The sequence below is a fragment of the Pontibacter rugosus genome, from assembly GCF_042678745.1.
In the GTDB taxonomy this organism is placed as follows: domain Bacteria; phylum Bacteroidota; class Bacteroidia; order Cytophagales; family Hymenobacteraceae; genus Pontibacter; species Pontibacter rugosus.
Genome location: NZ_JBHTLD010000217.1, coordinates 1 through 7,941 on the forward strand (window position 1 = coordinate 1; position 7,941 = coordinate 7,941).

A 7,941-nucleotide genomic window follows, 5' to 3' on the forward strand; every position below is an offset into this window, starting at 1 on the left:
ATGTAAAATTGATTTATAACTGTACAGCTATACTTACATGAAAACAAAACTACAAAACAACTTATACTACTTCCTACTTTTACTCTTTTTCTTACATTATTCTGATACAGCACTAGCCCAGACACCCGGTTTGATTTACCGGCCTGCCACAGCAGGTGGAGCCAAGGTTTTAGACCCCAACGGTGATGGTTATGTTTCGGTGAGACCGACGGGATTTGTCGGTTCCACAGACGAGGGGGCTGCTAACAGCGAGATTCCGTACAGACCATTCCCTGCACTATCCATAGAACCTATTGGAGACCTTGACACGGGCTCAGCAGGTAGCCATACTGATTTAGCCCCACCTGCTACACCGCTTACTTCTCCCTCCACAGGCTCTCCATTTTCTGCTTACTACTCAGGCAATAACCTCTTGATTAGAACGCGCTTAGGCGGCTCCTCTACGGCTTCAAAAGGTTATAGTGTGTTAATAGACGCTGACCAGACCTTTACTGGCACTGGTACAAATCCTGGCTTCGAGTATGAAGTACTGCTAGCTTCAAACTTTTCTGTACAGGTTATAAGGCATTCACCTACAGGAAGTAATGTTATTTTCAGTGGATCAGTTGACCAATACTCTCAAAAAGCTGTGGCTGCATCTACTGCAGGTGGCAACGCAGACTACTTTTATGATTTTTATGTACCTCTGTCTGCTTTTGGTGGTGGTATTACAGCAACCATGCCCCTACGCATGAGTGGCATTACGGTAACAAGTGCGCAGAGTGGATTAACCGGCACCGTATCGGATGTAGGCGGCGTAAACTTTCAGGCTTATAACTATAATGCACCAGCTGCCTGGCGGGCTCTGATCAATGGTTTTCCGGCCACAAGTTTGAACCAGCTGAATGATTCCGGATTTCCTCAAGTAGCTGCGGCGGCACCAGTCATTACAGGCCCTATTACAGCAGGAAGTACCAGTATTACAGGTACCTCTGTTGAAGCAGCTGGATCAACTGTTACAATAATTCGCAACAGCACCCAGATAGGTACAGCAACTGTAGCCGATAACGGCACCTGGACCTTGTCTGGCTTAGCAAGCGGTTCACTTACAACAGGCAGTGTGATTACAGCTACCGTAACTGCAGCAGGTAAGAGTCTATCCTCCATTTCCAATGCCGTTACAGTAACTGCTCCGTTTATTTGTACTGCTACAACTGCACCTGCACTAACAGGACAAAGTAACGGAAACCCTAAGTATGCAGTCGGCACGACACCTTACGTGGGAAGACAACTTATTACACTTTACTCTATAGATCCTACAGTTTCTGTGATTGCTTATAATAGACAAGGTTCTTACATCTTCACTTCAACCAGTGCGGGACAAGCCTTACCAACTTCTAATTTAACAGTCGTAAGCGGTACAGTTACACTATCTAAAACTGGGAACTATGTAGTCACCACAACTCCTGTAGATGCTAATAACTCCCCTATAGGCTGTGAATCTATTAAATCAAACCAAATATGTTTTCAAAACGGGGGGAGTGCTCCAGCTAACACTTTTACACCATCTATCTCAAGTGTTACCTCTAGTACTGGAACAGTTTATAATACACTATCAGAGGCACCTGCAAGTATAAATTCTATCACAGGCACACTATCTAATTATGCGACAACCAACAGAGTACTCCTGTTCAAGAATGGAGAACTCCAATCGGCTTCAGCTATTCCAAGCAGCACTTCACCGTACACTTGGACCTTAACTGGGCTATCTAATATTACTCTTAACCCCGGTGATGTACTTAATGTCAGAACGGAATCTAGTTTGAGTTGTGGGCTTTCACTTTCTTCAGCATCAAATTTAGTTACTATAAGGTCAACAACTGCTGCACCAACTATCAATGCTATAACTACCTGCGGAACTGTAAGATCTGTATCAGGAACATCAGATGAGCCCGGTAGTGTAGTAACTATTTTCACAAATAATACTAGCACAGGACTAACAGGTGTAGTGAATGCAAATGGTTACTGGGCAGTAGATCTTTCGTCGATTAATAGTGGTGCAGGTGTGCCTGCTGGAACTCTTATTACTGCCAGAGCAAAAACTGCAGGCAAAGCAACCAGCCTTATATCAAATGCAGTACAATCTACACCTGCACCAACTGGAGTGCTAGCCATAAACCCAATAGCAGAGGGAGCTACTACAATATCTGGCACTGGCCCCACATCGGCAGCGGGTGCTGAAGTTACGCTGTATATAGAGGGCACTCCTTTTCCTACTCCTGTGCTTGTTGGCAGTGATGGCACCTGGACGGTTTTACGCATTGCGCCGCAGGAGATTTTTGCTGGTGCATCAATCTCAGCAACCTTTAAGCCCAGCGGAGGTTGCGAAAGTGCGAAAGCAGCACCTGTGACTGTTACTTGTGCTCAACCTGTAGTATCTTATAATTTAACACCTTCTCCTACAAGCATCTGTGGGGGAAGCACGACAAGTATAACCTTGTCAGGATCAGAATATGGGGTATCCTATGGACTACTGGTAAATGGAACGCCTTCTGGTAGTTCCGTAATTGGAACAGGCGGCCCTATCGTACTAACTTCAGGTACTATCACAAACCTAACAAGTGCAAACACAACTACTACTTTTACTTATAGAGCAAGAAAAATTAGTGGCACAACGTGTGAGGCTGTTTCAAGCAACACAACGTCTGTAACAGTACGTCCTCAACCTGTTACTACAGGCTTGAGCTATGGCAGTATAACTCAAAATATTTGTGCTAATTCCAGTACAACCTTCTCCCTCAACGGAACTAACGCTGGTTATAACTATCAGTTGATAAACCAGGCTACGAATGAATTGGTAGGAAGCGCTGTTCAAGGTTCTGGAAACAGCACTCCAGTAACACTCGCAACAGGTGCAGTAAGGACTAATACTTTCTTTGGATTACGTGTATCAGTAAGATCCGCTGATCTGAATTCTTGTGCTACCACATTACCGTCTCAGGTGTCTGTAAATATCATAAGCCCTTCTACAACACGGGCAGTATACCCTGAAAATCCTAAGACATGTGTTGGTGGAGCAACAAGGATCATTGTTTCAACAGAGCCAAACAATGACTTTGAGTATGCTGTGTACAGAAGATTATCTACAACTAACAATCCTGCTTCAGACCCACTGTTGGGAACTTTCAGAGGCAACGGGTCTACTCAGTCTGTTACAACTGGCCCTCTGAGCACGGCAGGAACTGAAACTTTTTATGTTACAGTAAGAAGGGTAACAAACAATACCTGCGGAACGCTAACGCTGCAAAGCACAGCCGTGGTAGAAGTAACGAATAACCCGCTCCAACCAAATGCCGGTTCAAATGTGACAATCTGCGCCAGTTCTTATGTACTGAAGGGCAACGATGTATCGCCAGGCATAGGAACTTGGTCGCAGGTAAGTGGGCCTAATACGGCAAACTTTAGCTCTACTACCAGTCCAACCGCAACAGTAAGCGGACTCATATCAGGCACCTATGTACTGGCATGGACTGCGCAGACAACATGCGGCAACACACCTTCCACAGCAACAGATGAGGTAATCATAAGAGTAAACTGTGATGCTTACTATACACTTTCTGTACCTAGGTACAGCGATGAGTATCTGGGAGGTGAAGTACTTGCGTTTGCCACAGACCCTGATGCGCCTATCATATCTGCCACAGTTACGCAAGGTGCTATTCCGCAGGGTGTTGGGTTTAACAGCACTACGGGCGAATTCACAGTTCTAAGACCTCTAGGTGAGGGTATAGTAGAGGGAATATATAATCTTAGCATAAGACTTACTGATCGCTTAGGAGGCACTACAACAGTTCCTATCACCCTACGTCTTTACGAAGAATCCCCGGCTATCGTACCGCTGCCAGTAGAACTTGTATACTTCAAAGCCCTTGTTGATCAGGGCAAAGTTAAACTACAATGGCTCACTGCCTCAGAAGAAAACAATAAGCACTTTGTAGTAGAGCGTAGCACAGATGGGGAGAACTTTGAAAGTATAGGAACTGTTGCAGGTGCGGGAACCACTTCCCAGCCAAGGCATTACAACTTTACAGATGTACAACCCCTGAGTGGCATCGCCTATTATCGCCTGAAGCAGGTAGACTATGATGGACAAACCGCTTACAGTCGTGTTGTTGATGCCAGTCTTCATGCAAGCAGTTTGCAAACTGAGCTAGAGGTATGGCCAAACCCTTTTGATCAGGAAGTAAATCTAACAGTAGCTGCACAGGTTTCAGAAGAAGCTAGTGTTATACTCACAGACCTGAAAGGGCAAGAGGTTTACAGCGGTAAAGTGCAGTTAACTCCAGGTATAAATGAGCTTCGCCTGCCGATCAGAGGGCTTAGCACCGGCATGTATATCCTGCGCTTGCAAGGCAATGAAATAAGTGGCACAGCCAAAATATTAAAGAAGTAATATAAAAAGAATCTCCTAATGCAGTAAAGCCTGGCCCTCGCATGGCTAGGCTTTACTGTGTATGGTGGACAAAAAATGTGTGACTGCTACCCTCAGTCTTAAAAGTTGCACCTTTCTATTAACAAACCCATACTCAAAGAACAGATTACTTAACAAGTTTTTATACTTTTGCATACAAATAAACTAATCCTGTTTTCATACCTAACCAAATGAAAATCCTAAAATTCGGTGGTACCTCAGTGGGGTCTGCTGAGCGAATGAAGGCGGTAGCCTCCCTCATCCAACGTGATGAGCCAATTATTGTAGTGCTTTCGGCCATGTCGGGTACTACTAACAGCCTGGTGCAAATTGCAGAAAAGCTGTTTCAGAATAAGAAAGACGAAGCAAAGGGCCTTATTACGGCGCTACACGATAAGTATAAACAGGTAGTAGAAGAACTCTACACTTCCGAAGATAAAAAGAAACAAGCCTCAGAACTGCTGCAGCAGCATTTTGAATACCTGGCGGCCTTTACACAAGATTTATTTACCGTACATGAAGAACGTGCCGTACTGGCGCAGGGCGAGCTGTTAAGTACAGCCTTGTTTCAATTCTTCCTGGAGGAGCATGGCATTGCTTCAGTCTTGTTACCAGCCCTGAATTTTATGAAGATTGATGAAAACGAGGAACCGGATGCCGCTTACATTGCCAAAAACCTTAAGACGGAACTAGAAAAGCACGCAGATCATAAGCTGTTCATTACACAAGGGTACATTTGCCGCAACGCCTTCGGAGAAATCGACAACCTGAAGCGTGGTGGTTCTGATTACTCTGCATCGTTGATTGGTGCTGCCGCAGATGCCGATGAAATTCAGATCTGGACAGATATTGACGGGATGCACAACAACGACCCGCGTATTGTAAAGAACACGTATCCCATAGCAGAGCTATCGTTTGATGAGGCTGCTGAGCTGGCTTATTTTGGTGCGAAAATTCTGCACCCAAGCAGTGTCCTGCCAGCCAAACAGAAGAACATTCCTGTAAAGCTGCTCAACACCATGGAGCCAGAGGCAAGGGGCACCACAATTTCCTCTAACTCAGAAAGCGGTAAGTTAAAAGCTGTTGCTGCAAAAGATGGTATTACAGCTATCAAGATCAAGTCAGGAAGAATGCTGCTGGCGTATGGATTCCTGCGCAGCGTGTTTGAAGTGTTCGAGCGTTTCAAAACGCCTATAGACATGATTACGACCTCTGAGGTGGCTGTGTCCTTAACAATCGACAACGATAAATTTCTGAAGGAGATCGTGACAGAGCTGGAGAAATTCGGACAGGTAGAAGTCGATCAGGATCAGACAATTATATGCGTAGTTGGTGACTTTATATCGGAGCGCAGTGGTTCTGGTCTGGCTATTTTTGAGGCGCTGAAGCAAATTCCGCTACGCATGATCTCTTATGGCGGTAGCAAGAACAACATTAGTGTCCTGATAAATACAGAGAACAAGGTAGAGGCATTAACAAAATTGAACGATGGAATTTTTGACAGAAGCGGAGCCAATGCTTAACCTGAACCCTGAGCAGTTGCAGCAACATGCTACGCCCTTTTATGTATATGATTTAAACCTGCTGCACCAAACGCTGCAACTTGCACAGCAGGAGGCAAACAAGTATAACTTTCATGTGCATTATGCTTTAAAGGCAAACGCGAATGCCCCTATACTTGATGCCATGCGCGAGGTTGGTTTTGGTGCCGACTGTGTGAGTGGCAACGAGGTGAAGGCCGCTATTGAAAATGGTTTTGCACCGAAAGATGTCGTGTTTGCTGGTGTCGGCAAGTCTGATGCCGAGATAAACTTTGCGCTGGAGCAGGAAATATTCTGCTTTAACTGTGAGTCTAGCCACGAGCTGGAGGTACTGAATGAATTAGCTGAGAAGAAAAATACAGTGGCACGTGTGGCACTTCGCATCAACCCGAACGTAAACGCCAATACCCACAAGTATATCACCACTGGCCTGGAAGAAAACAAGTTTGGTATCAATGCCTGGGAGTTGGAAAGTGTGCTGGAGCTATTGCAAAAGCTGAAACATGTAAAGCTGATAGGCATTCACTTCCATATCGGATCACAGATAACAGATCTGACTGTGTTCAAGAACCTGTGTACACGGGTTAATGAGTTTCAGGAGTGGTTTGTGGCGCATCATATTTCATTAGAACATGTAAACGTGGGTGGTGGCCTGGGGGTAGATTATTATACACCAGAACAAAACCTTATACCTGACTTTGCTGCTTACTTCGGTCTCTTCAACCAGTTTTTGGAGCTACAGCCGGGGCAGCAGGTACATTTTGAATTAGGTCGTGCGCTGGTAGCGCAGTGCGGTACTCTACTATCCAGAGTGCTGTACATCAAAAAGGGCGTAACTACTAACTTCGCTATACTTGATGCCGGCATGACGGAGCTGATTCGCCCAGCCCTGTACCAGTCTTTTCACAAGATCCAGAATCTGACGAGCCGGGGTGCAGAAGTAAAATATGATGTGGTGGGCCCAATCTGCGAATCAAGCGATTGCTTTGGCAAAGCTGTAAACCTACCGGAAACCAACCGTGGCGATTTAATTGCCATACGCACGGCCGGTGCTTACGGTGAGGTAATGGCATCAGGTTATAACCTGCGCGAGAAAGCCCAAGCTATTTACGTTTAGCTGTAATTTACAAGTATAAAAAAGCCCTGCTCTTATTGTTAAGAGCAGGGCTTTTTTATACATATTTATTTTTCACCGCACTTATATCACTAAAAAGTTGCGCTGCGGAAGCGGAAATCAAGGCTTCTGTAATGATACCACAAAATCAGGTTCAGCATGGGCAATGCCTTCTTTATCTTTCAGGAAGTTTGCCAGCTCCAGCGCATTACCTTGCGAGTTTTTATCTACCCGTACCAAATACGTTTGGCCACTAAGCGACATAAGTACTTCTGCCTTATAGGCTGCAGCCAACTCTTCTAAAGCAGTATCTGCACCTTCATCCACCGTAATAATGGCCTCGTTGCTTATACCCAATAAACCATCTGCATTTAGGAAATATGGTGCTACATAGGCTATACCTGGCTCTTCAGACAAAGTATAAATTGCCTCCTCTACCTCTGCGCAGCCTAAACCATCTACTAATTCAATATTATGAAGTACGGCAGAATTTGAGTGCAGCTGTCCGGTTGCACCCTTGATAAAATCATATTTCGCAAGCACATCTGCCTCAGCCTCGGCACTAAGACCTTCTGCAAAATTTACCAGCACCTGCTTCGTGTATACATTTCCCAGGCTCTTTTGCTCATTCTCCAGATAGTAAGTATAACTAGTGCAAGAGCCACCCCCAACAGTAGCACGTAGTAAAGTGGGGCCAGCTTTTACATTACGTATCGGTGAGGCTTCATCTTGTCTGCAGGAAGAGAAGGCAAAAATCAGAAATAAGCAGGAAAGAAAGGGTATATAAATTCTTTTCATATCAGTACAATTAAAGTCGCTAACTATTTGATTAATTG

The 7,941-nt window shown here is 44.9% G+C and carries 4 protein-coding genes; 3 read left to right on the forward strand and 1 reads right to left on the reverse strand.

Features of this window, described 5'->3' with window-relative positions; translation table 11 throughout:
• The first annotated feature begins 37 nt into the window (after positions 1 to 37).
• From ACFQ2O_RS18045 to lysA, 3 genes are all read left to right on the forward strand, one after another.
• A complete protein-coding gene (locus ACFQ2O_RS18045; RefSeq protein WP_377531127.1) occupies positions 38 to 4,432 on the forward strand; it encodes a T9SS type A sorting domain-containing protein in 4,395 nt (1,464 codons plus the stop codon).
• Positions 4,433 to 4,641: 209 nt separating this feature from the next.
• Positions 4,642 to 5,973, forward strand: a complete 1,332-nt coding sequence (locus tag ACFQ2O_RS18050; protein ID WP_377531130.1) for an aspartate kinase — start codon at positions 4,642 to 4,644, stop codon at positions 5,971 to 5,973.
• Positions 5,939 to 7,108 carry a diaminopimelate decarboxylase gene (lysA, locus tag ACFQ2O_RS18055; RefSeq protein WP_377531133.1) on the forward strand — a complete coding sequence of 390 codons (1,170 nt, stop codon included), beginning with the start codon at positions 5,939 to 5,941 and terminating at the stop codon, positions 7,106 to 7,108. The genes ACFQ2O_RS18050 and lysA overlap by 35 nt, the downstream gene beginning before the upstream one ends.
• 117 nt (positions 7,109 to 7,225) lie before the next feature.
• On the opposite strand, the gene ACFQ2O_RS18060 is transcribed toward lysA, so the two are convergent.
• On the reverse strand, positions 7,226 to 7,941 hold a 716-nt coding region (locus tag ACFQ2O_RS18060), incomplete at its 5' end, for a hypothetical protein (protein WP_377531135.1).